Origin of the sequence: Actinoplanes sichuanensis (genome assembly GCF_033097365.1) — a bacterium.
In the GTDB taxonomy this organism is placed as follows: domain Bacteria; phylum Actinomycetota; class Actinomycetes; order Mycobacteriales; family Micromonosporaceae; genus Actinoplanes; species Actinoplanes sichuanensis.
In genome coordinates, this window is the sequence record NZ_AP028461.1 from 4,672,711 (window position 1) to 4,699,114 (window position 26,404).

Here is a 26,404-nt window from a genome sequence, read left to right on the forward strand (position 1 = left end):
CGGGTATCACCAGGACGTGCGGGGCGCCTTGTCGATCAGGACGTGCCAGATGCCGGGCGCCTTTCGCGAGGTGGGCCAACGCTTCGCCGGCGTGCCGAGTAACGGTGCCTCGCTACCGGACGGCCGGCGCGAGCGATCGAGCGAGTCTCACGGTTTCGGAAGTCGGTTCGGTGTCGAGGTCGATCAGGACGGTGGTGAGGGCCTGCAGCAGGGCACGGACCCCGTCGTGGTCGCCGAGGGCGTGGCGGGCACGCATGGCCGTACGGTAGAGGTCCTCGTTGTAGGGGTCGAGGGTGATGGCCTTGTCGAGGATCTCGGCGGCGGCCTGCGGCTCGTCCGGGAGCAGGGCCTCGGCCAGCAGCAGGTGGGCCTCGACGCCCCAACGGTGGGCGTGTCGGCGTTGGTCGTCGATCCATTCGTAGTCGTGGCCGTCGGCCAACGGCGCGACGTAAAGGTCACAGGCCTGCCGCAGCAGGTCCAGGCGTTCCGGTGCGGTCGTTCGGCGGGCCTTGTTGAGCAGGTCACGCAGTTGCCACAGGTCGACCTGGACGGTGGCCGGATCGAGGCGATAACGGTCGGTGGTGCCGCGTTTGAGCAGGTAGCCGCCGCGCAGCGGGCCACCGGCACGGGCCAGCACGTGACGCAGGTTGGAGGCGTTGGTGTGCAACCGTTGTCTGGCCTGGCGCTGGCGGGCGTCGCCGTGCAGGTGTTCGACGAGGGTGTCGCTGTCGGCGCCGTTGGGAAAACACGCAAGGTAGACGGCGAGTTCGGCGGCCTTGGCGCGCAGCGGCCGACCCGGGTGGACGATCCCGTCGATGCGCGGGACGCCCAAGACCCGGACCTGCACCGACGTGGCCGAGGCGGGCGCCGGGGTCTCGGGGATGACCGACACGGTGGCCGGTGTCGGGCTGATGCCGGCCAGGATGCCGAGGGCATCGTCACGGCCGATGACGTCCACCCGGCCGGGCAGGGCCCGTTCGTCGCTGTCGGAGGTGCGGCCGTCGGCGGTGACGGTGTGGGTGGTGCCGTGTGGCCAGCCGCCGAGCAGGACGGCGGTGATGTCCAGGCCGTGGGCGAGGCTGAGGGTGATACGGGCGTGTTCGCCGGTGGCGTCGGCGGCGCGGGCGACCACCAGGATCGGCGGCAGGGCCTGCTGACCTTGCCGTTCGGCCAGAACACGACTGCGGTGCAGCAGTTGCCCGTCGACGGCGGCGAGGGTGTCCGGGAAGTCGCGCGTGACAGACAACCGCGACCAGCCGGCCTCATCCGGGCCGAGCAGGTCGCCGCACACGTCGCGGTCGATGATCACGTCGGCGGGCTGGTCGGCGGTCAGGGCAGCGAGGATCAGGCCACGGACCGCACCGTCGGCGCCGGGGCCTTCGACCCCGACGGGATGCAACGGCAGCGATGGTACGGCCGCAGCCGGCACCGGGTTGCCGCTGACGTGGCGGCGGATCGTGTCGATCGGTTCCGGCACCGTCGGCGCGGGCAGGACGACGACCTCACCGGGTTGCGGGCGCCCGCGTCGACGGCGTGCCCAGATCAGCGCGGCGGCACCGGCGATCGCGGTCGCCGATCCCCAGGTCAGCAGGGTGCCGCTCGGCAGCCGGATGCCGTCCTCGCTGCTGGAAGCCGCGTCCGGAACAGGCGGATCCTCTCGATCGGGTCCCGGTGTCGTCGCGGTCGGCACCGTCGTCGCCGGTGAGGCGGTCGGCGTGGCGGCGTCTCGGGTGGGCGCGGTCGGCGGCTCGGCCGAGGTCTCCGGTGCCGTGGGACGCGTGGTGGGTGGCCGTGGCGGCGGTGTGGTGCGGGTACCGGCCGGTGGACGGGCGTCGGCGGGTAGACGCAGGTGCCAGCCGGGTTGGATCAGGTCGCAGTCGGTCAGGCGGGCGCCACCGGTCTGGTGGCGGTGGCGGTTGAGACGGCAGATCTCCGGCCAGCGGTCGGCGTCACCCAGCCAGCGACGAGCGATCCTCGACAGTGAATCGCCGCGCCTCACCTCGTACTCGAAGCGGGTCTGACCGACCATGACAGTGACCGTGCCGCGCGGCAGAATGCTGTCGCCGGATGTGGCCGCGGCCGTGGCGGGGCTCGGGGCCGGACCGCCGCCGGTCGGGGTGGTGGCGACGGCGACGACCGCGGTTCCGGCCAGCCCGAACAGCATCCGGTGCAACGGTGCCGGCAACCGCCATCGCGGCAGCCGCCATCCGGCGACGACGGTCAGGACACTGCCCGCCAGCAGCAGCATCATGATCGTCCAGATCAGCCACAACAGGACCGCGACCGCGCCGACGATCAGCCGGGTGCCGTCCGGGCGCCGACCGTCGGTGACGAATGCGGTGATCTGCGCCCACGACGGCAGCAGGCCGGCCGGTGGGCCGAAGACCAGGGTGAGCAGCAGCGGCGGCACGATCGCGAGGGCCAGGACACCCGGCAGTGCCCGCAACACCCGGCCCGTACGCCGACGGCTGTCGTCCGGTGGTGGGGGTGCCGGCCAGACGGTCGGTTGCCGGGTGAGCTCCGCGGTCTTGCGGCGCACGTCGTCGCTCATCGCCTGCCCTGGGGTCCGTGATCGAACCCTGATCTCTACCGGCCGCGCCCGATCATCGGCCACCGTATTCGCGATGGTCTATCACCATACGAAGAAGAACGTTTCAGGCCGACCTGTGTGATGTCGTTTTGCGACACTGCCCGGCATGCCCGCAACGGATCTTCACCTGGCCGTCGACATCGCACCCTGGTGGATCACCGCGGTCTACGAACACGACGGCACCGTCCATCCGGTCTACTTCGCGGGTCACGCCCGCCTGCCCAGCGGCGTAATCCCCGACCCGGCCACCGGCACGCTGCTCACCGGCACGACCGCGCTCACCGCCGGGCTCCGCGACGCCGACGACTACCGGCCCGACCCGATGGCCTCGGTCCACGACGGCACCGACACCACCGCCGTGGCCGCCGTCCTCGCCCACGTCGCCACCCACGCCTCCGCGCTCGCCGGCACCCCGGTGACCGCGTTGACGGTCGTCACCGCCACCGGGTGGGGTCACCGCGCCCGGCAGCGCCTGCAACAGGCGGCTACGCAGGTCGGGCTTCCGGTTCCCGGCATCGTCACCGCCGCCGCAGCGGTCAGCGCCGGTACGGCCACCAGCGGCCGATTCGTGCTGATCGCCACCGCCGCACCCGACCTGACCATCCTCGACCTCGACGACGGCTACCAGCAGGTCGCCCACACCGACATCCACGACCCCGCCCACCCCGACATCGACACCGCCCTACTCGCCCGACTCGCCGACCCACCACCCACCGGCTGGCCCGTCCACCGCGAGATCCACCAGGCCCGAACCGTGCTCGCCGACCGGCCCCGGGCGTCGCTGCTGCTGCCCCCACCACATCCGGCGGCGATCCTCGAACAAGCCGACGTGTCCGCGGCCGCCACCCCACACCTGGCCCGCGTCCCGGACGCCGTCAAACAGGCGCTGACCGACGCCGACCTCGACAGCGCCGATGTCACCACCGTCATCCTCACCGGCGACGACCCGATCCTGCCGTCGCTGGGCGCCGCCCTCACCGCCGCCGGGCTACCCGAACCGACCTTCGTCGACGACCCACACACCATCGCCCGCGGCGCCCTGCGCATCACCCGACCCACGACCGTCACCACTCCCCCGCCGGGAACAACCGCCGCGTCGGGGCGATTGCCGCGTACCCGCATCACCCTGGCCAACCTGGCCCGCGTCGCGATCCTGGCCGCCGCCGGCGTCGCGATCCTGCTACAGACCATCACCACCGCCGACATCGGCCGTATCGGCGGCGACATCACCGGCGTCCTGCTGCCGGTCGAGAACATCGGCTTCGCCGCCGCGTCGGCCGTGCTCACCGCGTGGACCGCCGCCCAACTGGTGCCCACCACCTGGCTGACCGCCGCCCACGCCGACGACGACATCACCACCGGCGCCCTCCTGCGCCGCGGCTATCTGGGTGCCGCCGCTCTCGGCCTCGCCGTCGCCGGACTCTGGGGCCTCGGCGTCGGCGTGGGCGTCGACTTCTACGACCCCGCCTACCTGAGAGCCGCCCTGACCTGCGCCATCCCCCTAGCCGCATGCGCCGCGCTCATCGCCCTGATCGCACCGCGAATCCCCCACGGCGCGATCGTCACGTGGCTCGGCCGGGCGAACCCGCCGGTCACCGCGATCGCCCTCGCCGCCGCCGGCGTCTACCTGCAACGAGCCGCGTTCACCTACACCTTCCCCGCCGATCTGCTGCCCACCTCCGGCCCGACCCAGATCGCCGGAGCCGTCCTGCTCGGCGTCGCGACCGCATTGACCGCCACCCGCCCGCCCCTGCTGCGCATCATCACCGGCGTCGTCCTCGGCGGCGGGTACGCCCTGGTCAGCAGCGTCCACACCATCGAATACCTGACCTGGGCCTACATCGCCGTCCTGCTCTGGTGGGCCGCCACCACCACGATCGCCACCATCACCGCGGCCGCCCCACAGGCCGGAACCTGGATCAAACGACTGACCTGACCGGCCGTCCTGGCAGGTCCGGGTTCTCTCCGGCGAAAGCATCCCGGAACCGACGACGCGCCGACGGCGACTCGGCTCAAGTCGGGGCGGTGCCGGCCGATGGTGCGGATCATGAGAGTCGGCCGGCAACGCGGTGCCGGTGTGCACCGCGCCCTGGTGCATGCCGGGTTCGTCGTGCTGGTTCTCGTCGCGGTGGCCGCGTGGGCGTTCGGTGGCCTGGCCGTACGACTCGGTGTGGTGACGGTGATCGGCGCGCTCCCGGCGGCCGGCATCGCCGTGGGGATGCGGATCAACCGGATCGTCAACCGCACCGCCTGGTATCTGCTGCTCGCCGCGTCGGTGCTGTTCACGATCTTCAACTACCTGTGGTTCGTGCAGCTCGGCCTCGGTCGCGACGTCGGGGCCGACGGACCGGCGAACCTGGTGCTCCAGGTCCTCGCCTACAGCAGCATCATGCTGTCGGCGTTGCAGGTGATCCGCAAACACGGCGAAGGCGACCGGGGCGGCATCATCGACGCGACCCTGCTCGGCGTCGGCCTGATCACCCCGGTCTGGGAGTTCGTGCTGCGCCCGCACCTGCTCGAACTGGACGTGTCAGGTCCCAGCCAGGGCATCTACCTGCTGAAGATGCTGCTGCTGACGGGCACGCTCGGCGCACTGCTGCGGATCGCGCGGACCGCCGGTACCGCCCGCACCTCGTTGATCTACTTCTTCCTCAGCCTCGGCGCGACCGTCGTCAGCGTGGTGTCGTCGTTGTTGTCGACCCGCCCGGGAAGTGACTACTACTCCCCGCTCGTAGACCTGTTCGCGATGATCGGCTATCTGGGGCTGACCGCCGCGGCGCTGCACCCCAGCTCCACCGAGTTCACCCAGCCGGCCGGATGGCGCCGCAACCGCCTGCGGCCGGTACGGCTGTCGCATCTCGGGTTCGTGCTGGCCATGGTGCCGGTCGTCGGCGGCATTCCCGAACTGTTCGGCGGCACCACCGACAACCTGCTGCTGACCTTCGGCACACTGCTGGTGATCCCGCTGGTCGTCTCCCGGATCGGGCTGCTGATCGCGGAACGGACCGCCGACCAGGAGGCACTTCGCCACCAGGCACACCACGACGAGTTGACCGGTCTGGTCAACCGACGCCGGTTCTTCACCCTGCTGGAGGAGGCGGTCAGATCCGGCGCCGGAGTCGCGGTTCTCTACTGCGACCTCGACAGATTCAAAGCGATCAACGATGAGTACGGCCACGAAGCCGGCGACGAGGTCCTGCGTGTGTTCGCCGACCGGCTGCGCGGCACGTTACGGGGCGAGGACGTGGCGGCCCGGATCGGCGGCGACGAGTTCCTGATCCTGGGCACCGGCACGACGGCCGGTGACGCGGAGGTGCTCAGGCGCCGGATCGAGGACGCCACCTCCGTACCGGCCGTGTGGCGGGGACATCACCTGTCATTCGGAGTGACCGTCGGGGTCGCGTACGGCAGTGACGCGGACACCAGCGCGGACGGGCTGATGTCGGCCGCCGACGCCGACATGTACCGGCACAAGAACGCCCGGCGAGCCTCCGGAACCCCAGCCTCATCGGCTCCCCGACCCGCACCTGATCGGCACGTACGAACGGGTGGTTCACTGCCGAACACCTGAAATCCGGCGATCGTTGTGGTGGCCTGTGGGCAAGGACGCCACCGATCGAAGGCGATGATCATGAACCAGGGCAGACGGCTGTTGACGACAGGGGCGGGACTGGCCGCCATGGTGATCGCTCTCCCGGCACCGGCACCGGCGACATCAGCCGGAGGCCCGCCGCCATCCGTGCCGTACTCAGCCGTGACGATGGGCGACGAAACTGATCAGACCTCGGACGCCGCCGTCAAGACCGTGCTCCAGAAGCTCGCCCAGCGGACGGCCGACGCACGAGGTCCGAAAAGGCCCGACAGGCTCATCACTCCCCTGCGCCGAGGGACGACCGGCAGGCCCTGACGACCACGGCGACAGCAGGGGATGCCCGGTCGAGAAAGACGACCCCGGTGGTCGTCGCCGAGGTGATCGCGTCCAGGTCCCACTGCCCCTTCGGGCTCCGTACTGGACTTCAGTGGCAGCACTGATCCCCGCACTCGTTTCCGAGGGCAGGGTTCGGTGGTGGCCCCACGGCGGCACACGACATCCGTTGCCCAAAGCCACCGTCCAGTGATTTCGCGCCGTCCTCGGCCCGATTCCGGAGGTACCCAGATGCGAAGGTTCATGTCCCCGGCCCGCAACGGCGTGGTGGGGTGAGGGCGACGATGGACCCGAAAGTCCAGGCGGCGCTCGCCCGGCGCACTGAGTGGTGGCTGATCCACCAGGGACTGCCCAAGTTCATCGCCAAGCAGACGCTGCGGACCCACACGCTGCCACGCATGTTCCCGCTGCTGAGTTTCTGTGTGCTGACAGTGCCGATCCCGAACGACTGGTTGGCGCTGGCCGTCGCGACGATCGGCTCGGCAGCGTTGTGGCTCGTGGTCACCCGGGCCGGTCGCCGACCGCCGCCGGTGTTGCCACGCTGGGTCGCGGCGCTGCTGCTCATCACCTACGTCGCGGTGCCTCTGGGCGCGGTCGCCCTGGAGGTGGCCAAGGACATGGCGGCCGTCAAAGCCGACACCGAACTGGAGAGCGACGCCGCCGTACAGGGCTTCTTCGCGATCCTGGCCGTCATCGCGCTCGGACTGGTGTTCGCGGTCGCGAACGTCGCCACCCGATACGGGCTGGTGTCGCTGGTGCTGCATTCGGTCCGGCACGTGGCCGGCGATCTGCGGAACAGTTTCGGGCTGCTCGGGCGGGCCTTGCCGATGCTGCTGTTCATCGTGGTGTTCCTGTTCTTCACCGCGGACATCTGGCAACTGGCCAACCGGATACCGGTCTGGCGGCTGGCCGGGATCTGCGCCATGTTCGTGGCGGTGACGCTGTTCGCGATCGCGGCGCGGCTGCGCGAGGAGATCCGCGACATCGAACGGTCGATGGCCCCCGACCGGCTCATCGCGGCCTGCCAGAGAACACCTCTGGAAGCGGTCGCCCCGGCGCTGGCCTCGACTGCCCTGCTTCCGCCGCTGCGCCCCAGCGAGCAGCGCAACATCCTGCTGATTCTCGGCACCCGGCAACTCATCCGGGCGGCCGTGGTCGGTGTGGCGGTGTTCGGATTCTTCGTCGTCTTCGGGCTCGTCGCGGTCAACCAGGCCACCGCGCAGCTCTGGACCGAGTCCACGCAGCCGACGTCTTTCGAGCCCGCAATGGTGAAGGTGGCGGCCCTGCTGGCCGGGTTCAGCGTTATGTACTTCGCGGTGTCGTCGATGACCCACAGTGAGTTCCGCCAGCGGTATTTCGCCGGAATCCTCGACGACGTCAGCCGCGTGCTCGCGGTTCGTGCGGTCTATCACGCACTCCTGCAGACACCGGAACCACCGGAAACCACCCCGCCCCGCGCGGAAACACCGCACCCGGCCACGGCGATCGCCTGAACCTCGCGCGGAAGCGTGAGGAAGAACCTCATCACACTGAGTAACGATAGGTGGTGGTTTGTCCGTCTTCTCACTCGCTTGGGGAAATCCGGCAAGCCACACCAGCTCGTATGAACGTCTACAACAGCCACCAGCCCATTCAACTCGGACTTATCGCTACCTACTGTGACGTCGACAAGTCGACTCCGCTGGAAGGCACCACATGCGTATTCGCGGCCTCCTGACCACCTCCGTCGCAGCCTCGGTCACGGCGATCGCCCTCGGCACCCCCGCGTTCGCGGCGGTCAGCCTCGACCCGGCCACCGGCAAGGGCTTCATCGGCAAGGGCGACGTCCAGACCGCCCTCGCTCTCAACAACGCCGCCCTGCAGAAGGCCGTCGACAGCAAGGGCCTCGCCTTCACCGCCACCCAGCCGACCCTGCAGCAGCAGTCACAGACCGCCACCCAGGCCGCATCACAGGCCGGCTCGCAGACCGGCGTCCAGACCGGCACCCAAACCGGCACGCAGTCCGCGACCCAGGTCGTGACCCAGACGCTGACCTGTGACTTCACCAACGGAAACGGCACCAAGACGTTCCACCGCAGCGGCGAACGCGACGCCCAGCGCACCGCCACCCGCACCGGCTCCCGCGACGGCCTGCGCACCGGCAGCCGCGACGCCTCCCGCGACGGCACCCGCTCGGGCAGCCGCGCCGGCGTCCTGACCGGCAACCTCACCTACGACCTCGACGTGGACGCCCGCAAGAGCAACCAGTACACCGGGTTCATCCTCAAGGGCTGGAAGGGCACGCCGGTACACGAGGCGGGCGCGACCACCTGGGACGCCGCGCAGTTCGGCGAGTGGACCTTCGGCACCTGGTCGTACGGCGCCTGGACGTTCAGCGACGCCTACACGTTCGGCGACTACACCTTCGGCGACTACACGTTCGCGCCACTGACCAGCACCCAGTGGGGTGCCTGGGACGCGGCTCCCGGCGAGAACCCGGACGACTGCCTGCGCTCCAGCATCGCCGACAAGATCACGCTGCTGAGCAACGTCGTCACCCCCGGCGCGGTCACCGACGGACCGATCAACGACGGCGCCGTGACCGACGGCGCGATCACCGACGGCGCAGTCACCGACGGCGCGGTCACCGAGGGCGCGACCACGTACGGCACAGTCACCACCGGCGAGATCACCTTCAACGGCCCGGCCAAGGTGCTCGTCAACGGCAAGACCCTCTGAGCACACCGGCCGCCCTTCACCGGAGCCGGCGAAGGGCGGCCGGGAGAGTCGACCACCGCAGCCGGACTGCGTCACGCGACCGGATGGGGCGGGTCTCCGTCACTGTCAGCGTGGTGTTGCGCGGCGGGCGAGCCAGGGGCCGAGTCCTCGGGCGTCCTCGGTGGCGATGAAGGTGCCCGGGGCATTGATTCGGGCCTCGTCGGCGTGGGTGAGGCAGCCCCACACGGTCGATCCCCAGGTGTCGGCGAGTTTGACCTCCGCGGCCTCGGAGCAGGGACGGCCGTCCGTCGTTCCGATCTGGCAGGAGGCGGGTGCGCCGCCGCGACGGCTGACCGCCTCCGCGGCCTGTCTGATCAGCGAGAAACGCGCCTCCGGGCCGGTGGGGTCGCTGCGCCCCTCGCCGGTGACCGCGGTCTGCTGGCCGACCAGAACCACGTTGCCGTCGGGGTCCTGGGTACGGATCTCCCCGTCGGGGGCGTGGTCGGGATAGCCGACGAGGTCGTGGGGGTGCCCGGCTTCGCCCAGGCGCTGCCGCACCGTCTCCAGTTCGGTGACGAAGAGGTAGATGAGCAGCGGCAACTCGACTTGAATCAACGCGGGTCGGACGCAGGCGAGCAGCAGGGTGTGTTCACCGCACTGCAGATACGACCATCGGGCCTCACCGTCGCCGCCCGCCTTGACCTCGCCGTATCCGAACAGCGCGTAGAACCGCCGGGCCGCTTCGACACTGCGGACGTACAGCATGGGCACCTGGCCGCGCACCCTGCTCTGCATGGTCGGCGACGTACCGCACCCGCCGGTGGTCCGCTGTGCGGTCGCCGCGGCGCGTCGGGCCGTGGTTCGGACCACCGGCTACCCGGCATGTCGAGCGATCGCGAACGGCGTGTCGGTGCGGCTCATCGTCGCCGTGCGCAGGTGACGGGTGAGCGCGTCGGCGGGCATCGGCCGAGCCAGGTGGTATCCCTGAGCGAGGTCGCAGCCGATCTCGTGCAGCGCGGTGAGGGTCGCCGCATCCTCGATGCCTTCGGCGACGACGGTGAGCCCCAGGGTGTGACCGAGTTCGACGGTGGAGGCGACCAGCGCTCGACTGCTGTGGTCGGCGGCCATGTCCTTGACGAACGAGCGGTCGATCTTCAGTTCGTCCAGTGGCAGTAGCCGTAGGTAGGTCATGGAGGAATAGCCGGTGCCGTAGTCGTCGATGGACGTCTTCACCCCGAGGTCGCGGATGCGTTTCAAGGTGGCGATGGCGGTGTCCGGATCGTTCATGACGCTGTGTTCGGTGACCTCGATGCACAGTTGGTCGCCCGGCACACCGGCCTGGTCCAGCAGGGTCGCGAGCCGGTCGGGGAAGGTGGTGTCCAGCAGTGATCGGGTGGAGAGGTTGACCGCCACCCGGACCGGGTGGCCCTCGTCGAGCCAGGCCCGGGCCTGCGTCAGGGCCTGCATCAGCACCTGATGGGTGAATCGGTGGATCAGGGTGGTGGCTTCCAGGACCGGGATGAACTCGCCCGGGGAGACGGGTCCCTTGGTGGGATGCGTCCAGCGGGCGAGCGCCTCCACCCCGGCCAGTTCACCGGTCTCGACGGCGATCTTGGGCTGGTAGTGCAGGCTGATCTCGTCGCCGTTGTCCAGGGCGCGGCGCAGGTCGCCGAGCAGGGTGAGCCGGGCGGTGGTGTCGTCGGCGGCGCGGCCGGGAGCGTACCGCTGGAATCCGCTGCGCTGCTGTTTGGCGTGGTTCATGGCGGTGTCGGCGTGCCGCAGCACCGTGGGGACGTCGTCGCCGGGGCCGGCGGTGGCGGCGCCGATGCTGACCTCCAGGTCCACGGTCAGATCGTCGATGGTGAACGGGTCGTCGAAGGCGCCGGTCAGTCGGGCGGCGATGTCCTCCCCGACGGTCGGGTCGGTGTCGCGCAGAAGCACCGCGAACTCGTCACCACCGAGCCGCGCCACGACGTCGTGCTCCCGGATCGCAGCCTGCAGGCGCCGGCTGACATGGGTGAGCAGCAGATCACCGGCGTGGTGGCCGAGCTGTTCGTTGACGTCCCGGAATCCGTCGAGGTTGACCACCAGCACGGTGACCCGGCCCCGCGCGGACCGCCTCCGGCGGCGCCGGTGACCGGCGATCTCGGTGAGCGCCGCGTGAACCCGACCGGTGAAGCCGTTGCGGTTGGGCAGGCCGGTCAGCGCGTCGGTGGCGGCGGTCGCCTCGATCTGCCGTCGGTGCGACCGTGTCGCATGCCCGAACAGCACGAGCACGGTCACGCTCAGCAGGAAGGCGAGGCCGCTGCCCCACAACAGCCGCTGTGAGTCCCGCAGGCCGGTCGCCTGCTTCGCGGCGTGGTCGGCGAGGTGATGCTCCCGCTCGGCCAGCACCGCGGTCATGATCGAGGTGGTGGCGGGTTCGATCGTCTTCTCGAGGGTGGCCTCGGCGGTCTCCCCGTCGCCGAGGTCGAGCGACCGCAGGTAACCGGCGATGTCCGGTTTCATGCCGCTGTGCGCCTGCACGAGTGCAGCGGCGAGCCGCTGGTGCTCGCCGTCGACGGACGCCATGTGTTCCATGGCGCGCTGGGTCTGCTCGTGGACGTCGGGAAGCTGCCGGCGCTCCTCACCGTCGGGCTCCCGCAGCGATGCCTGCAGCAGCGCCAGCTCCCAGCTCATCAGGTAGGCGGTGTCCTGGTAGGCGTCGGTATCGGCGCTGTCGTCGGCGAGATCCTGCACGATGCCCGTCTGCCGCCAGCTACCGAACACCGCGTAACCGGACAGACCCGCCATCACGACCGCGAGCAGACCACCCAGCCACCACGAAGCGCCCCGCGCCGAACCCATCGTCACCCTCCGCCGCCCACACCGTCCGTATTTTGATCGGCACCGATCGGGGGCGACCTGATGACAGTTCACCAGGTTGTGATCAGGGACATCCTCGGACCGCCGACCGTCGGCACCCACTGCTCCCGGTGGAAGCCGATGTCAGGCGACATCGATGCCGGCCACCGGCAGTGGATCCGGCAGGGAATGGACGACCGATCACTCAGCCGGGCGCACCTCACCACGGTGGCGGAGCCGGCCGTGGGCGACCAGCCGGTCGAGGCGACGCTGCTCCCGATCGGCCCACCACGCGACCCGGCCGGGGTCGAGACTGCCGCCGTGACCGACGTGCAACGACACCGGCTTGAGGGCCAGCATCGCGCGCAGACTGGCGAGGTTGGCGAGCCGGTCGTCGTGGAACGGCGGGTTGGCGGGGCGGCCGGTGATCGAACCCATGAAGGAACTGGCGATCAGATCGCCGGCCACCAGGTCGCCGTCGTCGGTGAGGACGGAGACCGATCCGGCGGTGTGGCCGGGTGTCGGCATGACGCGGGCGGCGACGCCCAGGTCGTCGAGGCGCTGCGGACCGTCCAGGATCAGGTCCGGCTCGACCGCGTGGGTGGTGCGGTGCAGTGCGGGCAGGCGGCTCAGCAGCGCACCGAACGGGCCGGTGGGCAGATACGGCTCACGGGCCCGCCCGGCCCGGTAGGGCTCCAGATCCGCGCGGTGGGCCGCGATCGGCGCCCCGGTCAGCCTTCGCACGTGTGCCGCGGCGCCGAAGTGGTCGATGTGGGCGTGGGTGAGCACGATCAGCGCCAGGTCGGCCGGGTCGACCCCGTGCTGGGCGATGCCCTCCACGATGCGGTGGCCGCTACCCGGGACCCCGGCGTCGACGAGAACCGGCCGACTGCCGAGCAGCAGGTAGGCGTTGATCGAGTGCCGACCGGCCACCGGGATGGCCCGCACGCTGACACTTCCGGGTCCGGCGGTCACAGCATCGCCCCGACTACCGCAACGGTCAGGACGGCGATCGCGGGCAGGTCGAAGACGGGCATCCGGTCGCCGGGCGTGGGGGCGTCTCGGCCGAACGTCAGGTCGTCGAGCAGCAGGGTGGTCCGGAGGCGGGTGAACCGGTATTCCTCGCCCGTGATGGTCGTCTGTGGCATGGGAAACTCCTCATTTGACTGATCGGTCAACTCGGTGGACATGAAAAAGCGGCCTTCCCTCTGGCTCTCGTCAGACGGAAGCCCGCAGAAGCAGCCGGATGTCGGTCTTGGCAAGCAGCACCAAGGTCGGGTCGTCGTGCGTCTTGGCCAGCAGCGTCAGCCCCTGCATCAGGGCCAGCACGCGGATCGCGGCGCGGCCGGGGTCGATGTCGGCCGGCACGTCGCCGCGGCCCTTCGCCTCACTGAAGGCAATGGCGAAGTAGCCCATCCAGCCGGACAGCACCCGCCCGGCCCGGGCCCGACCCTCATCGCCGTGCCCGGCCACCTCGGCGGCCAGGCCGCCGAGCGGGCAGCCGGGAGTGGCGCCGAACCGCTCGCGCATCACTGTGAGCATCCGCGCGAAAGCGTCGACGAACCGGTCGACGCGCTCCAGCGGCGGCACGTCGTCGGCGAAGGACTCGTCGAGCACGGCGTGCATCATGTCCCAGTTGTGGTCCAGGACGGCTCCGCCCAGCGCCTCCTTCGAGGGGAAGAAGTGGTAGAGGCTGCCCTTGTGAACGCCGGCGGCCTTGCAGACGTCCTCGGTGCTGACCTCAGCCAACGACGCGCCGTGGACCAGATCGCGCGCCACCGCGATGATGCGCTCGCGCGTGTCTCGCGCCACGGCCACCTCCTGCTTGACTGACCGGTCAAATCTAGATCGCGGTTGACCGGTCGGTCAAGTCAGCCGCCGTCGATGATGGACGAGGACACCGAGCCGCGGTGGGTGGCCGGCGCACCTCGGCCATGAAGTCGGTAAGCTGCCGCTGTACCACTTTGGCCGACGAAGTGCCCCGAAGTTGCGTTGAAAGCAAGACGGCCATGATTCGACACGCGGCTCGGGCGCGAACAGTACGAGGCGTGTCCGGGGTGGGTTCGATCAGGTCCGCTGCTACTCGGCCGTTCACCGGGCTGATGCGCACGTGGCCCGATTCGTTGCCTAACCTGAAACGAAACCCCCAGAGCCGAACCAGCACCTCTTTCGGCTCTGCCGTGTCACCAGCGGTAGAGGAACCCAACGCATGATCAGTGTGCAGGAGTTCGCCCGGCGACTCACCGACCTTGGCCCCAAGGTCGTGAGCAGCCACGACGTCGAAGACCTGGCCGATGAAGCAGGTGTGCGCATCGACCCGGGTCGAGGTATCGACGCCGTCCAGGCCCAGCGGCTGCTGGACCTGGTATCGCCGACGGTGCCGGTCACCGCAGCCGCGATGGTGGCGTCATCCTGGCCGCCGGCAGAGGCCGTACGCCCCGCTGTCGCTCCGGTGGTGTTCTCCAGCCCCGGCGCCGTCGACGCCCCCTCCGACCCCCCGACACGACCCCGCCGATCCGGGCAGAAACACACCGAGCAGCCCCGCTCACGCCGACGCCGGTGAAAGGGCCGGCGATCACTCGCTGATGGCGTCGATGAGGTCGCCGACCGGACGGTCCGGCAGCGCGCGAGCCACATCGGCGACCGCGACGATGCCCACCAACTGGTGACCGTCGATCCCGGCAGCCGGCGGACCTTGTGCCGGGCCATGGTGCGCAGGATCTCCGCGGCATCGTCGTCGGCGCCGATCGTGACCGGCTTGCCCTGGGCCAGTTCGGCGGCCGCCACCTCGGCCGGGTTGCGGCCCTGGCCGAGCGCCTTCACCACGATGTCGCGGTCGGTCAGCATGCCGTGCAGCCGGTTGTCGTCGCCGCAGATCGGCAGCGATCCCACGTTGAGGTCCGCCATCTTGCGTGCGGCTTCCGCGAGTGACTCCTTCTCCCCGACGCATGTGACGTCGGGACTCATGATTTCACGGGCGGTCGTCATGACGACCACTCCTTTCGCCGAGGTGACAGGGTCGTCACTGGGCGTACCCGCGGTCGGGGAACACAACCACGTCGACGAATATCGACTCCTCCAGCGCGGCTCGGCAACGCCGCCCGTGGCATCCGCGCCGACCGGATCATCCACGAAGTCCTGGCTACCGGCGGTGACCTCGAACGCATCTGCGTACTGTTCGGCCTCCCCGCCGAAGGCGCAGCCGTCTACACCGCGGTCCCGACAGTAGTCTTCCGCTGTGACCGACACCGACCGCGAGCGGCTGCGTACCACGTTCGGTGAGGACGCCGAGCTCTACGACCGCGCACGCCCCGGATATCCGCCACAACTGTTCCAAGACCTGACCGTGCTCGCCGGCCTGACCCCGCGATCTCGCGTACTGGAAATCGGATGCGGCACCGGCCAAGCCACCTACCCGCTGGCCCGACTCGGCTGCACCATCATCGCCGTCGAACTCAGCACCGACATGGCCGAGGTAGCCGGACGCAACCTGCGCCCCTTCCCGAACGTGGCCATCGAGGTGGCACCGTTCGAGAGCTGGACACCGCCGGCAACCCCGTTCGACCTCGTCGTCTCGGCGACCGCGTTCCACTGGATCGACCCGGACATCCGCGTTCAAAAGGCGGCGGACGTCCTTCGCCCAGGCGGCACCCTGGCCCTCATACACACCGAGCACGTCGCCGGCGGCACCGAGCAGTTCTTCATCGACGCGCAGACCTGCTACGAGCGTTTCGACCCGAAGACCCCGCCGGGATGGCGCCAGGCACCCGCCGCCGACATCCCTGAGGACTCGAGCGACATCGACGACTCTCAGCGCTTCGGCCCGGCCCGGTTCTATCGCTACGAGTGGGAACAGTCGTACACCACCCGTAGCTACCTCGACCTGCTCATGACCTATTCCCCGACCCGCTCGCTGCCACGACCGGCTCGGGACGGCCTGCTGACCTGCCTCGGTCGCCTCATCGACCGGGAGCACGACGGCCGGATCAGCAAGCGGCACCTCACCCAGCTGACCGCGGCCCGCAAGAGGGCCTGACGTCGACCGTGCTTCGGTTCGCGAACCACCCCCACCGCTCCCGACGCCGACCCGACCATGGTTCGCACCGACCGGGCCCGCAACGGTGGCCGGAGTCAGCCGCCCAACGCCGCCAGGGCGCCGTGGGCGCGCACGCGGACGTTGAGCGACGTGACGGCGACCCGTACCGATCCGGCGGTGATCTCGAGTGCGGCGGTGATCAGGGCGGCGAGGGCGACGGGTCCGTCCGCGTCGGCGGGGACGTCGGCGGCGTGGCACAGCCGCGACCACAGATGCGGATCGCCGTCGGAGGCTCGGGTGACGCTGGTGTGCAGGTCGGCAACGGTCGGACGGATCAGACCGTGGACGGGCGGAGCAGTGGCGTGAGGGGCCATGACGGGCGGTGTGCCTTCCGGGATGCGAGCGGTCGGGAGCTGTCGGCGCTGCGGTGACGAAGTCGGTCGGATCAGCCGTAGATGCCGGCCCGCAGCAGTTCGACAGCGCGCGACGCGAGACCGGTCAGGACGTCCAGGTCAGCGGTGGTGAACGCGTGCGGTTCGCCGCTCAGCACGCACAGCGAGCCGACCGGTTGTCCGTTCGAGTGCAGCGGCACCCCGGCGTAGCTGCGCACCCCGGTGATCATCACCAGTGGATTGGTGACATGCGCCGGATCGTCGTGGGTGTCGGTGATCAGTAACGGAGCGTCGTTGCGGACCACTGTCGCGCAGGGTGCCCATTCCGCCGGCAGGCCGCCGGCTTCGGCGAGCCAGCCGCTCACCCCATGGGTGGCGACCAGCATTCCCGCGTCGGTGAGAATCAGTGACACGCCGGCACAGGGTGCGTGCAGCAGCTCGGCGACGTGGTCGATGAACTGCTGCAGCGCTGCCGGGGTGCCCTCACCGCACGGCAGCAGCCTGCCGACCGCCTCCACCCGGTCGGGGTGGGTCAGGACATCAGTCTTCGGGGCGTAGCTGGAGACAACCATCGTGGGCCTTCTTACCTCGGGAGATCTCAACGCTATCGATGCCGGGTCGCCGGTCGGTGCGCCGATCGGAGCAGCACGGTTGCGGGTGGCGGGTCATCCGGTGGCAGCGCCGTCAGCGTGGTCGACACGACTCAGGGCGGGAGGGCCGCTTGGTGCACTCGGGAGGGCGAGCACGAACCGGCTGCCGTGCGGGACGACGGCTTCGTACCACAGGTCGCCGTGGTTGGCCTCGGTGAGGAGCCTCGACAGGTACAACCCGAAACCGGCGCCGGCCCGCGCCGCGCCGCCGCGGTCGGCCTGGGTGAAACGGTCGAACAGATGGGCGACGAATTCCGGTGGTACGCCGTTGCCCTCGTCGCTGACGGCGAACAGGACCATGGTGCCGGTGTCGTTCGGGGTCGCCGATATGTGGATGTCGCCGGGGCTGTACTTGACGGCGTTCGTGACGAAGTTGGTCAGGACTTCGTGGGTGTGTACCGGGTCGGCCCAGACGGCCGTACCGGAGGGGCCGTGGTCGGCGTCGAGGCGCATGCGTGCCTGCCGGGTCAGGTTGTCGGTGAGGCGGGTCAGGATCCGTTCGACCGGCAGTACGGCGGGCCGGGTCTGGATCTCGCCGCGCTCGGCGCGGCAGAGGGCGAGCAGGTGTGCCGCCATGCCGAGTAGGTCGTCGACCCGTTCGCCGAGTACCAGGGCCGAGGCGCGTCGCTCGTCGTCGGTGGTGAGGTCCCAGTCGTGGGTCAGTTCCTCGGAGTAGGCGGCTATCACCGCCAGTGGTTGGTTGATCTCATGGGAGAGGGTGGCGAGGATGTCGCTCTTCCAGGCGTCCGCGGTCTCCAGTTCACGATTGGCCGTCATCAGGTGGTCGGCACGTCGGCTCAGTTCGCGGTGCGCCCGGTGGAGATCGTCGTGGGCCGCCGTGAGCCGGCGGTAGAGGCTCGCGGTCTGGGCGAGCAGCGCCGTCAGGACCACCGCCGAGGAGAGCAGGAGGGCGACGCGGGCGGCGTAGAAGCCGACGGTGTAGCGCGGCGCGACCAGGGTGAGGATCGCGGCGGCCAGTGACGCGCTGATCGCCACCACCACCCACCGCTCCACCTGCGCGCGGTGCCGTAGGTCTCTGGCCACCATCAGCAGGCAGGCGGTGATGACCGGCAGAGCCGCCCCGTAGAGGATCCGGCCGAACGTGGTCGCGGACCCGCTCTGGTACAGGGCGGGGAACCAGGCGGGCACGCCGATGACGACGCCGGCGACGGCGGCCGCCGCTACCAGCGCGGCGGCGGCCAGGATCGCGACCGCGGTGGGCCGACGGCTCCGGGTGACGTCCCGGTGGCGGGACGGCACCGCCGTGACGAGCCACTGCTGCGCCACCACCAGTACCGGGAACCCCATGACGACCACCAGACCCAGCAGCGGAGCGCACACCTCCGACCAGGCCGAACCGCCATCGGTTTGCTGTGCTCGGGTGAACGCGACCGCGTACGCGATCATCACCAGGCTGGAGAACAGGTAGACCGTCGACAGGGTCAGCGTCGCCAGTCGCCCGTGGGCCAGGAACTGCTGCACCAGCAGATACGCGGTCAGCAGATCGGCGGTCGGCATGAGGACGAGAAATGCCAGGATCAGGTTCGGATGACTGCCGAGGTGGTGGTCGGCGAACGGCACGACAGCCGACGCGGCGGCGATCACGACCACCGCGTACACCCACAGACCTCGGCGGACCAGGGCGTCTTCCGGCCGTCCCGCTCCGTTCCCGGGATTCATCGGCCACCACCCCTCGACGTGTGGATCACTCATGTCGAGGCTAACGACACGGTCGCCTACCCATCGGCGATTCTCGGCCTTGGGAACCGTCGGTGACGCGACGGTTCCCGGCCGGAGTTCAGGACCGTAGGTCTCGGCGGCGGTATCCGCCGGCACCGATGGTGATCAACACGGCGGTGGTCCCGAGCATGACCGCTGTGGCCGTCATGTCGGCGCCGGTGAGCGGTACCGGTGCCAGGTGGGCGAACGGTGAGATGTCGCGGACCCAGGACGGTGCGCCGATGCTTTCGGCGAGCACCAGCAGCAGGAACCCGCCGACGCCGGGTAGAGCGCCGACCAGCCCGGCCCACCGGGGTGCCCAGCCGGCGGCGAAGACCGCCGCGCCCAGGCTGAGCAGCACGATCGGCAGAACGTTCCACGTTCCCCGCAGCGCGGCGGTCAGGGCGAGCCGACCGCCCATGACGGTGACCCCGGTCCAGGTGAGCAGGCCGGCGCCGGTGACCAGGACGGTGGCCGCCGCCGCGGTGACGGCGGTTTCGGCGCCGAGCAGCCGGATCCGGGAGAAGGGGCCGCTGGTCATCAGGGTCAGCCGGCGGTCGGCTTCGGCGGCCAGGAACGCGGTCGTCCGGACGGTCGTGAAACCGGCGACGGGCAGGGCGAGGATCGCGAACAGGGTCGCGGCGAAACCGGTGATGCTGCCGAGCCCGACGAAACCGGCCTGGGCCGCTTCACCGGCCAGGGCTGGATTGTCGCGCAGGAAGTCGGTGACCGACACCGCGGTCAGCCCGATCAGCAGGTAGTAGGCGCCGATTCCGATCATCCAGCCGGTCAGCGGTCGCAGTGCCCGGCGTACGGCGAAGGTCTCCACGCTGGTCAGCAGACGGGTCCGTGGGCGCCGCCCGGCCGCCACCGCGAGCAGGCCGCCCTGCACGTCGCGCCGGGCGGCTGCGGCCGACGCCGCGACGGTGACCAGGACGGTGGCCGCGGCCAGCAGCAGCAGCGGCAGCGTGCGGTCATGGACGTACGGGCCGCTGAGGGTGAGCAGCCCGAACGGTGACAGCCAGTGCAGCCATCCGAGGGCGTCGACGCCGTCGCCGATCATGCGGGCCAGCAGAGCGGCGCCGAGCATCGCCACGGCCGTGCCGGTCGCGGGCGCCCGGGCCGGGAAGGTCTGCGCGGTCAACGCGGCCAGCGCGGCGAAGAACATGCCGAGCAGCCCGGTGCCCGCGCCGTGGATGATCGCACCGGCCGCCGGCGTGCCGGCGGCCAGAAGGACGGCCGTGATGGTGGTCGCGGTGGCGGCCGAGACGACCATCACGGCGGCCAGGTGCCGGTTCAGGGCGTCGCGCAGACGGAGACGGCCGGACAGCAGTACGTCCCACCGCCCGGCGTCCTCCTCGCCGCGGGTGATCCGGGTGGTGGCCAGGATCGACCAGACGCCCAGGGCGATCGCGAGGACGGCGCCGACCCGCCACACCGTGAATCCGCCGGCGGTGTCGAGACCGACGGGGGCGCCGAAGAGAGTGCGGATCGCCGGGTTTCCGGCCAGCGCCTGCAGGCTGCCGGCCGCCGCCGGATCGGCCATCACCTGCGCGTACCCGGCCACCACCAGCGCGGTCACGGCCGCGCTGAGGCCGACCACCAGCAGAGCGCCGCGCCGGATCTGTCGTACGGCCAGCCGGGTGACGGCCCGTCCCGGGAGGGTGGCGGCGGTCATCGGGCCACCTGCTGCCCGTAGTAGTCGAGGAAGATCTCCTCCAGGCTGGGTTCCCGCACGGCCAGCGCGGTGACGTTCACGGTGGCCAGGACCTGCAACGCCGGAGCGGGAGACCCGGTGAGCGTGAAACGCAGCCGTCGCTCTCCGGCCGTCTCGACGGCGGCGACTCCGGGAACCGCGGTCAGGTCGGGTGCGGTGCCGGTGTAGGCGATCGTCACCTCGCAGCGGTGCAGGCCTCGCAGGTCGCTGATGGTGGAGACCTCGACGAGTCGGCCGGTCCGCAGGATGCCGACCCGGTCGCAGACGGCTTCGACCTCGGCGAGTTGGTGGGAGCTGAGGAACACCGTCTGCCCGCGGTCGCGGGCGCCGGCGACCGCGATACGGAACTGTTGTTCCATCAACGGGTCCAGGCCGCTGGTCGGCTCGTCGAGCACCAGGAGCGGAGCCCGGGTGGCGAACGCGGCGATCAGCGCGACCTTCTGTCGGTTGCCGGTGGAGTAGGTCCGGGCCGGTTTCGACGGGTCGAGCGCGAAGCGTTCGACCAGTTCGTCGCGGTAGGCGGTGTCGATGCCGGGTCCGGTCCGGGCTTGCAGGTGCAGGATCTCGGCGCCGGTCAGTTGTGGCCACAGCGCGACATCGGCCGGGACGTAGGCCAGGTGCCGGTGGGCGCGGGCCACGTCGGCGGCGTCGACGCCGAACACCTCGGCGCGGCCCGCGGTGGGGCGGGCCAGGCCGAGCAGCAGCCGGATGGTGGTGGACTTGCCGGCCCCGTTCGGGCCGAGGAACCCGAACACCTCCCCCGGCATGACGTCCAGGGTCAACGTGTCGAGGGCGGTGAGACGGCCGTAGCGTTTGGTGAGGTCGACAGCGCACAGTGCGGGATCGGTCATCGCGGGGAGGCCTTCCGGGTCGGGGCGTGGATCCATGACCGCCGACCAGACTTCCCGGCACACCTGTCGCTCACCGTACGCCTGTCGCGCACCGCTCGGGAAGGCCCACCCGATCGTTGACATCGACACCTGCGAGTCGATTCCGGGCCTGCCGGGGCGGTTTCGGGGATGGCGGCTGCACGAGCTGGGTAGGGCCCTGCCGTGGATGCCTTGATTTTCGGAGTGATCGCGTCCAGCGCCCTGGTCATCGGTGCGCTGGTCGGTGCGCGGGTGCAGCTGCCGAAAGCGGTGCTCGCGGCGATGCTGGCGTTCGCGGCCGGCGCGTTGATCACCGCGTTGGCGTTCGAGTTGTTCGAGGACGCCTACGAGCACGGCGGTATCTGGCGGGCCGGTGGCGGGTTGATCGCCGGTGCCGCCGTCTTCACCGCCCTCAGTTCCTGGTTGGACCGGATCGCCCAGGGCCCGCGCGAGCAGCCGCACGGCAGCGAGAAACTCGACACCGACGCCGCCGCGCAGCAACGGCGGCCTTCGACCGCGTCTACCGGCGGTGCGGCCGGACTGGCGCTGCTGGCCGCGGTGACGCTCGACGGCGTACCGGAGAATGTGGCTTTGGGTGTGTCGCTCGGCGCGGACTCGGGTGGGCTGGCGCTGCTGGCGGCGATCTTCGTGTCGAACTTCCCCGAAGCGCTGGTGGGCAGCGCTTCGATGCGCGCACAGGGACGGTCCCAGCGTTACATCCTCGGGTGCTGGGTGGCGTGTGCCGCGCTGCTCACCCTCGCCGTCGTGCTGGGTGCCGGTCCGCTGGCGAACACCTCCCCGGAGACGATCTCGTTGCCGTTGGCGTTCGCGGCCGGGGCGGTGCTGGCCTCTCTGGCCGACACGCTGATGCCGGAGGCGTACGAGAAGGGCGGCCCGATCGTGGCGATGAGCACCACCGCCGGTTTCACCCTGTCGTTCCTGCTGTCCATCCTCTGACGCGCGGGGACCATTCTGATCCGCCGGCGGCGGGCCGCCGGTAAGCGGCGTTGAAGTCGCCGTCCCCGTCGGCCGGGCTCCCCTGATCGGCAGAACGCGGTCTCAGCCCGTTTCGTGCAGGCACTGTGTCCAGACGATCATCTGGACGGTGGTGTCGGTGCTGCGGGACAGGGCGACCGTGTGGCCGTCCAGGAGGTCGATCTTGAGGTCGGCGGGTCCGGCCCAGGGGCCCTTGACCCACGGGTCGTCACCGGTTCTCGGGGTGAGACCGGCCTGTTTCCAGTGGTCGGTCAGGAGGGCGTAGGCGGCCTTCTCCTCGACGACGGTGATCGGCAGGTGATAGGTGCCTTGTATCCGGTAGAGCTCGTCGTCCGGGAAGTCGCTGATCATGCCCGGGCACGTGAGGCGCTTTTCCTCGGGTGCGTCCAGGGAGATCTCGGCGGTGGCGGCGACCCGATCGGCGTGCTCGCGAACCTGCCGTTGCGCCGTGGCCGGCGCGAGGTCCGGAGTGAAGTCGCCGCCGCCGCCCGCATCCGGGGTTGAGCATCCGCCCGCGCCCGCGAGCAGAGCCGCCGCGAGAACCGTCCGCCTGATCACGGCGGGCACTGTAGACCGCCGACGCAATGCGGTCGGAGCGTGTTCTGTCGATCAGCGACGTCGGATCGCGGCGGCCCCGCGCCGGGCGAAGTCGTCCGCGCTGGGCATCAGCGCGGCGGACCGCTCGGTCGCGGGGCCGGGATGTCAGAAGGTGGCGCTGTCGATGTGCTGGCGCAGCTTGCCTAGGGCCTTGGTGAGCAGCCGTGACACGTGCATCTGGGAGATGCCGATCTGTTCGGCGATCTGTTGCTGGGTCAGGTTGCCGTAGAAGCGCAACGTGACGATCTTGCGTTCCCGCTCGTCGAGTCGGGCCAAGGCCGGCCCGAGGGAGGTACGGGTGTCGACGGCCTCGTAGTCGTCGCTGCCGTCGGTGAGGGTCTCTCCGAGTTCGGTGCCGCCCTCGGCGCCGATCGGTGTGGACAGGCTGGTGGCGTTGTAGGCGCGGGCGCCTTCCAGGCCTTCGAGGACCTCGTCCTCGCTGATGCCGAGGTGGGCTGCGATGTCGGCGACCTGCGGGGAGCGGCCGAGGGTGTGGGTCAGGACGTTGTTGGCCTCGGTGATGGCCAGTCGTAGTTCCTGCAGCCGACGGGGCACCCGGATCGACCAGGTGCGGTCGCGGAAGTGGCGCTTGACCTCGCCGAGGATGGTGGGGATGGCGTAGCCGGCGAAGTCCACGCCACGGGCGGCGTCGAACCGGTCGACCGCTTTGATCAGCCCGATCGTGGCGGTCTGCATCAGGTCGTCGTTGGGTTCGCCGCGGCCGGCGTAGCGCTTGGCCAGGTGGCGGGCCAGCGGCAGCCACGCCTCGATCGTCCGGGCGCGCAGCGCGGGGCGGGACGGGTGCCCGGCGGGCATGGCGGCCAGGGCGTTGATGAGGTCGCCGGCGACATCGGAGGCACGGTCGTCACTGATCGTGTCGCTCTGGACGGCGGTCGTCGCGCTGCCCGCCGTGATGGATGTCGTGGTCATTCCGTCCTCCAGTTGCCCTGCCTGCACAGATGCCCGTTCGGCAGGACGAAGATAACCGAATAGTCGAGTGTAAAGCTAGCCGAAAGTACTAGTAGCTTTACGAAGTGGGTCAGTTACTGAAAGCGACCACGGGAGTGTCACCCGATATTGACAGGGGTCCTATCCTGAGTCCACTAGTCAACTAGTGGACCGGGTGATTTCTTGATCTTCAGGATCGACCGCCGAGCCGGAGTCTCGGTCCATGTCCAGCTGGTGCAGCAGGTCCGCCAGGCGATCCGGATGGGCCGGCTCAGCCCCGGCGATCAGCTGCCGACGGCCCGCGAGGTCTCCGAGACCACCGGCATCAATCCCAACACCGTGCTCAAGGCGTACCGCGAGCTCGAGACGGCCGGCCTGGTCGAAGCACGGCAGGGATCCGGCACCTACGTCCGCCGAGACCTGGCACCGCTGCCGGACGACGCCGCGGCGTTACGGCACGAGCTGGCGGACTGGGTCGCCCGCGCCCGACGGGCCGGCCTGGACCTCACCGACATGCAGGCCCTCGTCGCCGACGTGGCGGCGGGAACGGCACCGACCACGGAGGAGGCACACCGTGTTCACTGACCACACGGTCCCGGCCCTGGACGTCGCCGACGTCACCCACCACTTCGGTCGGCAGAACGCGTTGGACGACTGCTCGTTCACGGTGCCGCCCGGCGCGGTCACCGCACTGATCGGACGTAACGGCGCAGGCAAGAGCACACTGCTGCGCGCCGCGAGCGGCCTTCTCCGGCCGGAGGCCGGCGAGGTGCGAGTGTTCGGCGAGACCGCCGGTGACGACTCACTTCCCCGGATCGGGTACGTGGCACAACAGGCGCCGCTGTACCCGATGCTGACGGTGGCACAGACACTCGCCCTGGGCGCCCGGCTCAATCCACGCTGGGACGCGGCCCGCGCGCGACGGCTCGCCGACGACGCGGCGCTGCCCCACTCGGCCCGGGTGACCACCCTGGCCCCGGGGCTCCGCAGCCGCCTGGCACTGGTGATGGCCCTGGCCAAGCGGCCCGACCTGCTGTTACTGGACGAGCCGCTGGCACCGCTCGACCCGGTCGCGCGCACCGAGGTCCTCGGCACACTGATGGCCGACGTGGCCGAGCGCGGAACGACGGTGGTGCTGTCGTCGCATGTGGTGGCCGACGTCGACGGAGTGTGCGATCACCTGGTGCTGCTGGTGGACGGTCGGGTACGGCTCGCCGGCGAGGTGGAGGCCGAACTGGCCGGCCATCGGATCGCCGTGGGCACCGGCAGCGAGATCGACGCGCTCGACGACAGGGAGATCGTCGAGATCCGCACCGCGGGCCGCGACGCCACCGCCCTGATCCGCACGGCCGGGACGGTTCCGGCCGGCGGCCTGGCGTGGCACCGGCCGACACTGGAGGAACTGCTCCTCGGCTACCTGCGCGCCGCCGGCTCCGCACCCCGAGAGGTTTCCGCATGAACTGGCTGGCCCTGCGCCTGCTGCGCCCGTACCTCATCGTCGTCGCCGGGCTGAGCGCGGTCTCGGCGACGTTCGTCCTCATCGGCGCTCTCGCCATCGGCCGGCAGGTCGACGCGCACGGCATGACGGTCGAAGGCTACGCGCCCGACCGTACCGGGCTGTGCGAGTCGGCCGCCGGCTGTCTGCCGGCCGGGGCGGCGAACAGTCTGGCGCAGGCGATCGCCCTGGTCGCCGCGTTCGCGCCGGTGCTGATCGGATTGATCCTGGGCGTGCCGCTGTTCGCCCGGGAACGGGAGGAGTCCACCGACACCTTCGCTCTCACCCAGTCGGTGACCCGGCGACGCTGGCTGACCACCAAGTTCTCCTGGGCCGTCGCCGCCGCCGTGATCGGCACGGCCGCGGTGGCCGTCGTCTTCCGCGTGACGGCCGCGCGTTACACGCTGGTCCTGGACGATCCGCGCTTCGCACTGCTGCGGGAGATCCACAAGAACAGCATCGCCTTCATGGTGATGCAGGCGGTGTTCATCACCGTGCTGGCCGGCGTCATCGGGCTCGTCAGTGGGCGTACGCTGCGCACGGTGGTGTTGTCCGCCCTGGCCTGGCCGGCGATGCTCGTCGTCGCGCAGATCGGCGGCCTGATCCTGGCGATGTCGGCGCTCCTGCTGACGTCGTGGTCCGAGACCCTGTCGCAGATGTTCGGGACGCTGGGCGAGGACGAGACCGCGATGTTCGCGGCACTCGCCCTCGCCGGTTACACGGTCGTCGCCCTGCTCATCGGGGGGCGCGCCACTCGTCGAACGTGATCTTCACCGCCGTCCGGCGGCGGACGTTTACGCAGGTCAGAACCTCGTCACGGAAATCTCCGTGACGGGCTTGACGACGCCGCTTCGCAGGATGTATCTGTAGAAGTAAGTTGAGTCTTAGGAACTCAACTACCGGGGAGACCCGGACTCTGAGTAGGCCTT

The 26,404-nt window shown here is 70.3% G+C and carries 23 protein-coding genes and 1 pseudogene; 10 read left to right on the top strand and 14 right to left on the bottom strand.

The features are described 5' to 3' along the window. Positions 1 to 112: 112 nt before the first annotated feature. Positions 113 to 2,551, bottom strand: a complete 2,439-nt coding sequence (locus Q0Z83_RS21495; RefSeq protein ID WP_317795752.1) for a BTAD domain-containing putative transcriptional regulator — start codon at positions 2,549 to 2,551, stop codon at positions 113 to 115. 145 nt (positions 2,552 to 2,696) lie between these two features. Between Q0Z83_RS21495 and Q0Z83_RS21500 the strand changes: the two genes are divergently transcribed. The 4 genes from Q0Z83_RS21500 to Q0Z83_RS21515 all read left to right on the top strand — a co-directional run bounded on the left by Q0Z83_RS21500 (position 2,697) and on the right by Q0Z83_RS21515 (position 9,233). Further along, positions 2,697 to 4,526, top strand: a complete 1,830-nt coding sequence (locus tag Q0Z83_RS21500) for an acetate and sugar kinases/Hsc70/actin family protein (protein WP_317795753.1) — start codon at positions 2,697 to 2,699, stop codon at positions 4,524 to 4,526. A gap of 111 nt (positions 4,527 to 4,637) precedes the next feature. After that, on the top strand, positions 4,638 to 6,161 hold the full coding sequence (locus Q0Z83_RS21505; protein ID WP_317795754.1) for a GGDEF domain-containing protein: 1,524 nt from the start codon (positions 4,638 to 4,640) through the stop codon (positions 6,159 to 6,161). A 638-nt stretch (positions 6,162 to 6,799) separates the two neighbouring features. Then, complete coding sequence (locus Q0Z83_RS21510; RefSeq protein ID WP_317795755.1) at positions 6,800 to 8,008, top strand: hypothetical protein; 1,209 nt, start codon at positions 6,800 to 6,802, stop codon at positions 8,006 to 8,008. 202 nt (positions 8,009 to 8,210) lie between these two features. Then, on the top strand, positions 8,211 to 9,233 hold the full coding sequence (locus tag Q0Z83_RS21515) for a hypothetical protein (RefSeq protein WP_317795756.1): 1,023 nt from the start codon (positions 8,211 to 8,213) through the stop codon (positions 9,231 to 9,233). Positions 9,234 to 9,338: 105 nt separating this feature from the next. Here the strand turns inward: Q0Z83_RS21515 and Q0Z83_RS21520 are convergent, their stop codons facing one another. The 5 genes from Q0Z83_RS21520 to Q0Z83_RS21540 all read right to left on the bottom strand — a co-directional run bounded on the left by Q0Z83_RS21520 (position 9,339) and on the right by Q0Z83_RS21540 (position 13,868). Continuing rightward, positions 9,339 to 10,082, bottom strand: coding sequence for a VOC family protein (locus Q0Z83_RS21520; RefSeq protein ID WP_317795757.1), 744 nt, complete (start codon positions 10,080 to 10,082; stop codon positions 9,339 to 9,341). Positions 10,083 to 10,085: 3 nt separating this feature from the next. Continuing rightward, positions 10,086 to 12,059, bottom strand: coding sequence for a putative bifunctional diguanylate cyclase/phosphodiesterase (locus Q0Z83_RS21525; protein ID WP_317795758.1), 1,974 nt, complete (start codon positions 12,057 to 12,059; stop codon positions 10,086 to 10,088). A 198-nt stretch (positions 12,060 to 12,257) separates the two neighbouring features. Continuing rightward, positions 12,258 to 13,004, bottom strand: coding sequence for an MBL fold metallo-hydrolase (locus Q0Z83_RS21530; protein WP_317795759.1), 747 nt, complete (start codon positions 13,002 to 13,004; stop codon positions 12,258 to 12,260). A 23-nt stretch (positions 13,005 to 13,027) separates the two neighbouring features. Further along, positions 13,028 to 13,204 (bottom strand): hypothetical protein, encoded by a 177-nt coding sequence (locus Q0Z83_RS21535; protein ID WP_317795760.1) that lies wholly within the window; start codon positions 13,202 to 13,204, stop codon positions 13,028 to 13,030. Positions 13,205 to 13,274: 70 nt separating this feature from the next. Then, positions 13,275 to 13,868: a TetR/AcrR family transcriptional regulator gene (locus Q0Z83_RS21540; protein ID WP_317795761.1), complete on the bottom strand. Its 594-nt coding sequence runs from the start codon at positions 13,866 to 13,868 to the stop codon at positions 13,275 to 13,277. 397 nt (positions 13,869 to 14,265) lie between these two features. Between Q0Z83_RS21540 and Q0Z83_RS21545 the strand changes: the two genes are divergently transcribed. Next, positions 14,266 to 14,619 (top strand): hypothetical protein, encoded by a 354-nt coding sequence (locus Q0Z83_RS21545; protein ID WP_317797418.1) that lies wholly within the window; start codon positions 14,266 to 14,268, stop codon positions 14,617 to 14,619. A 161-nt stretch (positions 14,620 to 14,780) separates the two neighbouring features. Here Q0Z83_RS21545 and Q0Z83_RS55870 read toward each other — a convergent pair. Next, positions 14,781 to 15,044 (bottom strand): annotated as a pseudogene (locus Q0Z83_RS55870) (CBS domain-containing protein); the annotation flags it as partial. A gap of 250 nt (positions 15,045 to 15,294) precedes the next feature. On the opposite strand from Q0Z83_RS55870, the gene Q0Z83_RS21560 reads away from it, so the two are divergent. Beyond that, the gene (locus Q0Z83_RS21560; protein WP_317795762.1) at positions 15,295 to 16,092 is read left to right on the top strand and encodes a class I SAM-dependent methyltransferase; all 798 of its coding nucleotides are present in this window, start codon (positions 15,295 to 15,297) and stop codon (positions 16,090 to 16,092) included. A 95-nt stretch (positions 16,093 to 16,187) separates the two neighbouring features. Here the strand turns inward: Q0Z83_RS21560 and Q0Z83_RS21565 are convergent, their stop codons facing one another. The 5 genes from Q0Z83_RS21565 to Q0Z83_RS21585 form a co-directional block, all read right to left on the bottom strand. Further along, positions 16,188 to 16,466 (bottom strand): hypothetical protein, encoded by a 279-nt coding sequence (locus tag Q0Z83_RS21565; protein ID WP_317795763.1) that lies wholly within the window; start codon positions 16,464 to 16,466, stop codon positions 16,188 to 16,190. A 71-nt stretch (positions 16,467 to 16,537) separates the two neighbouring features. Next, entirely contained in the window at positions 16,538 to 17,056 is a 519-nt protein-coding gene (locus Q0Z83_RS21570; protein ID WP_317795764.1) for a GAF domain-containing protein, read from the bottom strand. 93 nt (positions 17,057 to 17,149) lie between these two features. Further along, positions 17,150 to 18,814 carry a sensor histidine kinase gene (locus tag Q0Z83_RS21575; protein WP_317795765.1) on the bottom strand — a complete coding sequence of 555 codons (1,665 nt, stop codon included), beginning with the start codon at positions 18,812 to 18,814 and terminating at the stop codon, positions 17,150 to 17,152. Positions 18,815 to 18,932: 118 nt separating this feature from the next. Next, positions 18,933 to 20,531 (bottom strand): hypothetical protein, encoded by a 1,599-nt coding sequence (locus Q0Z83_RS21580; RefSeq protein WP_317795766.1) that lies wholly within the window; start codon positions 20,529 to 20,531, stop codon positions 18,933 to 18,935. Next, complete coding sequence (locus Q0Z83_RS21585; RefSeq protein ID WP_317795767.1) at positions 20,528 to 21,421, bottom strand: ABC transporter ATP-binding protein; 894 nt, start codon at positions 21,419 to 21,421, stop codon at positions 20,528 to 20,530. Before Q0Z83_RS21585 ends, Q0Z83_RS21580 begins: the two co-directional genes overlap by 4 nt. Before the next feature lie 201 nt (positions 21,422 to 21,622). On the opposite strand from Q0Z83_RS21585, the gene Q0Z83_RS21590 reads away from it, so the two are divergent. After that, positions 21,623 to 22,396: a ZIP family metal transporter gene (locus Q0Z83_RS21590; protein ID WP_317795768.1), complete on the top strand. Its 774-nt coding sequence runs from the start codon at positions 21,623 to 21,625 to the stop codon at positions 22,394 to 22,396. A gap of 102 nt (positions 22,397 to 22,498) precedes the next feature. Here the strand turns inward: Q0Z83_RS21590 and Q0Z83_RS21595 are convergent, their stop codons facing one another. Both Q0Z83_RS21595 and Q0Z83_RS21600 read right to left on the bottom strand, forming a co-directional pair. Further along, positions 22,499 to 22,993, bottom strand: coding sequence for a hypothetical protein (locus tag Q0Z83_RS21595; protein WP_317795769.1), 495 nt, complete (start codon positions 22,991 to 22,993; stop codon positions 22,499 to 22,501). Between the two features lie 144 nt (positions 22,994 to 23,137). Beyond that, complete coding sequence (locus Q0Z83_RS21600) at positions 23,138 to 23,962, bottom strand: RNA polymerase sigma factor SigF (protein ID WP_317795770.1); 825 nt, start codon at positions 23,960 to 23,962, stop codon at positions 23,138 to 23,140. 201 nt (positions 23,963 to 24,163) lie between these two features. On the opposite strand from Q0Z83_RS21600, the gene Q0Z83_RS21605 reads away from it, so the two are divergent. Genes Q0Z83_RS21605 through Q0Z83_RS21615 form a run of 3 tightly spaced genes read left to right on the top strand, consistent with a single transcriptional unit; the run spans position 24,164 to position 26,242 of the window. Next, positions 24,164 to 24,565, top strand: coding sequence for a GntR family transcriptional regulator (locus tag Q0Z83_RS21605; protein WP_317795771.1), 402 nt, complete (start codon positions 24,164 to 24,166; stop codon positions 24,563 to 24,565). Continuing rightward, entirely contained in the window at positions 24,555 to 25,439 is an 885-nt protein-coding gene (locus Q0Z83_RS21610) for an ABC transporter ATP-binding protein (protein ID WP_317795772.1), read from the top strand. Before Q0Z83_RS21605 ends, Q0Z83_RS21610 begins: the two co-directional genes overlap by 11 nt. Continuing rightward, positions 25,436 to 26,242, top strand: coding sequence for a hypothetical protein (locus Q0Z83_RS21615; RefSeq protein WP_317795773.1), 807 nt, complete (start codon positions 25,436 to 25,438; stop codon positions 26,240 to 26,242). Before Q0Z83_RS21610 ends, Q0Z83_RS21615 begins: the two co-directional genes overlap by 4 nt. The last annotated feature ends 162 nt before the right edge of the window (positions 26,243 to 26,404 follow it).

Bases quoted from the DNA above. Each gene is read 5' to 3' on its own strand.
- Q0Z83_RS21515 (WP_317795756.1), top strand. From the start codon at position 8,211: ATGCGTATTCGCGGCCTCCTGACCACCTCCGTCGCAGCCTCGGTCACG.
- Q0Z83_RS21565 (WP_317795763.1), bottom strand. From the start codon at position 16,466: ATGGCCCCTCACGCCACTGCTCCGCCCGTCCACGGTCTGATCCGTCCG.
- Q0Z83_RS21545 (WP_317797418.1), top strand. From the start codon at position 14,266: ATGATCAGTGTGCAGGAGTTCGCCCGGCGACTCACCGACCTTGGCCCC.
- Q0Z83_RS21535 (WP_317795760.1), bottom strand. From the start codon at position 13,204: ATGCCACAGACGACCATCACGGGCGAGGAATACCGGTTCACCCGCCTC.
- Q0Z83_RS21505 (WP_317795754.1), top strand. From the start codon at position 4,638: ATGAGAGTCGGCCGGCAACGCGGTGCCGGTGTGCACCGCGCCCTGGTG.
- Q0Z83_RS21600 (WP_317795770.1), bottom strand. From the start codon at position 23,962: ATGACCACGACATCCATCACGGCGGGCAGCGCGACGACCGCCGTCCAG.
- Q0Z83_RS21510 (WP_317795755.1), top strand. From the start codon at position 6,800: ATGGACCCGAAAGTCCAGGCGGCGCTCGCCCGGCGCACTGAGTGGTGG.
- Q0Z83_RS21585 (WP_317795767.1), bottom strand. From the start codon at position 21,421: ATGACCGATCCCGCACTGTGCGCTGTCGACCTCACCAAACGCTACGGC.
- Q0Z83_RS21615 (WP_317795773.1), top strand. From the start codon at position 25,436: ATGAACTGGCTGGCCCTGCGCCTGCTGCGCCCGTACCTCATCGTCGTC.
- Q0Z83_RS21525 (WP_317795758.1), bottom strand. From the start codon at position 12,059: ATGGGTTCGGCGCGGGGCGCTTCGTGGTGGCTGGGTGGTCTGCTCGCG.
- Q0Z83_RS21570 (WP_317795764.1), bottom strand. From the start codon at position 17,056: ATGGTTGTCTCCAGCTACGCCCCGAAGACTGATGTCCTGACCCACCCC.
- Q0Z83_RS21575 (WP_317795765.1), bottom strand. From the start codon at position 18,814: ATGAATCCCGGGAACGGAGCGGGACGGCCGGAAGACGCCCTGGTCCGC.
- Q0Z83_RS21580 (WP_317795766.1), bottom strand. From the start codon at position 20,531: ATGACCGCCGCCACCCTCCCGGGACGGGCCGTCACCCGGCTGGCCGTA.
- Q0Z83_RS21495 (WP_317795752.1), bottom strand. From the start codon at position 2,551: ATGAGCGACGACGTGCGCCGCAAGACCGCGGAGCTCACCCGGCAACCG.
- Q0Z83_RS21500 (WP_317795753.1), top strand. From the start codon at position 2,697: ATGCCCGCAACGGATCTTCACCTGGCCGTCGACATCGCACCCTGGTGG.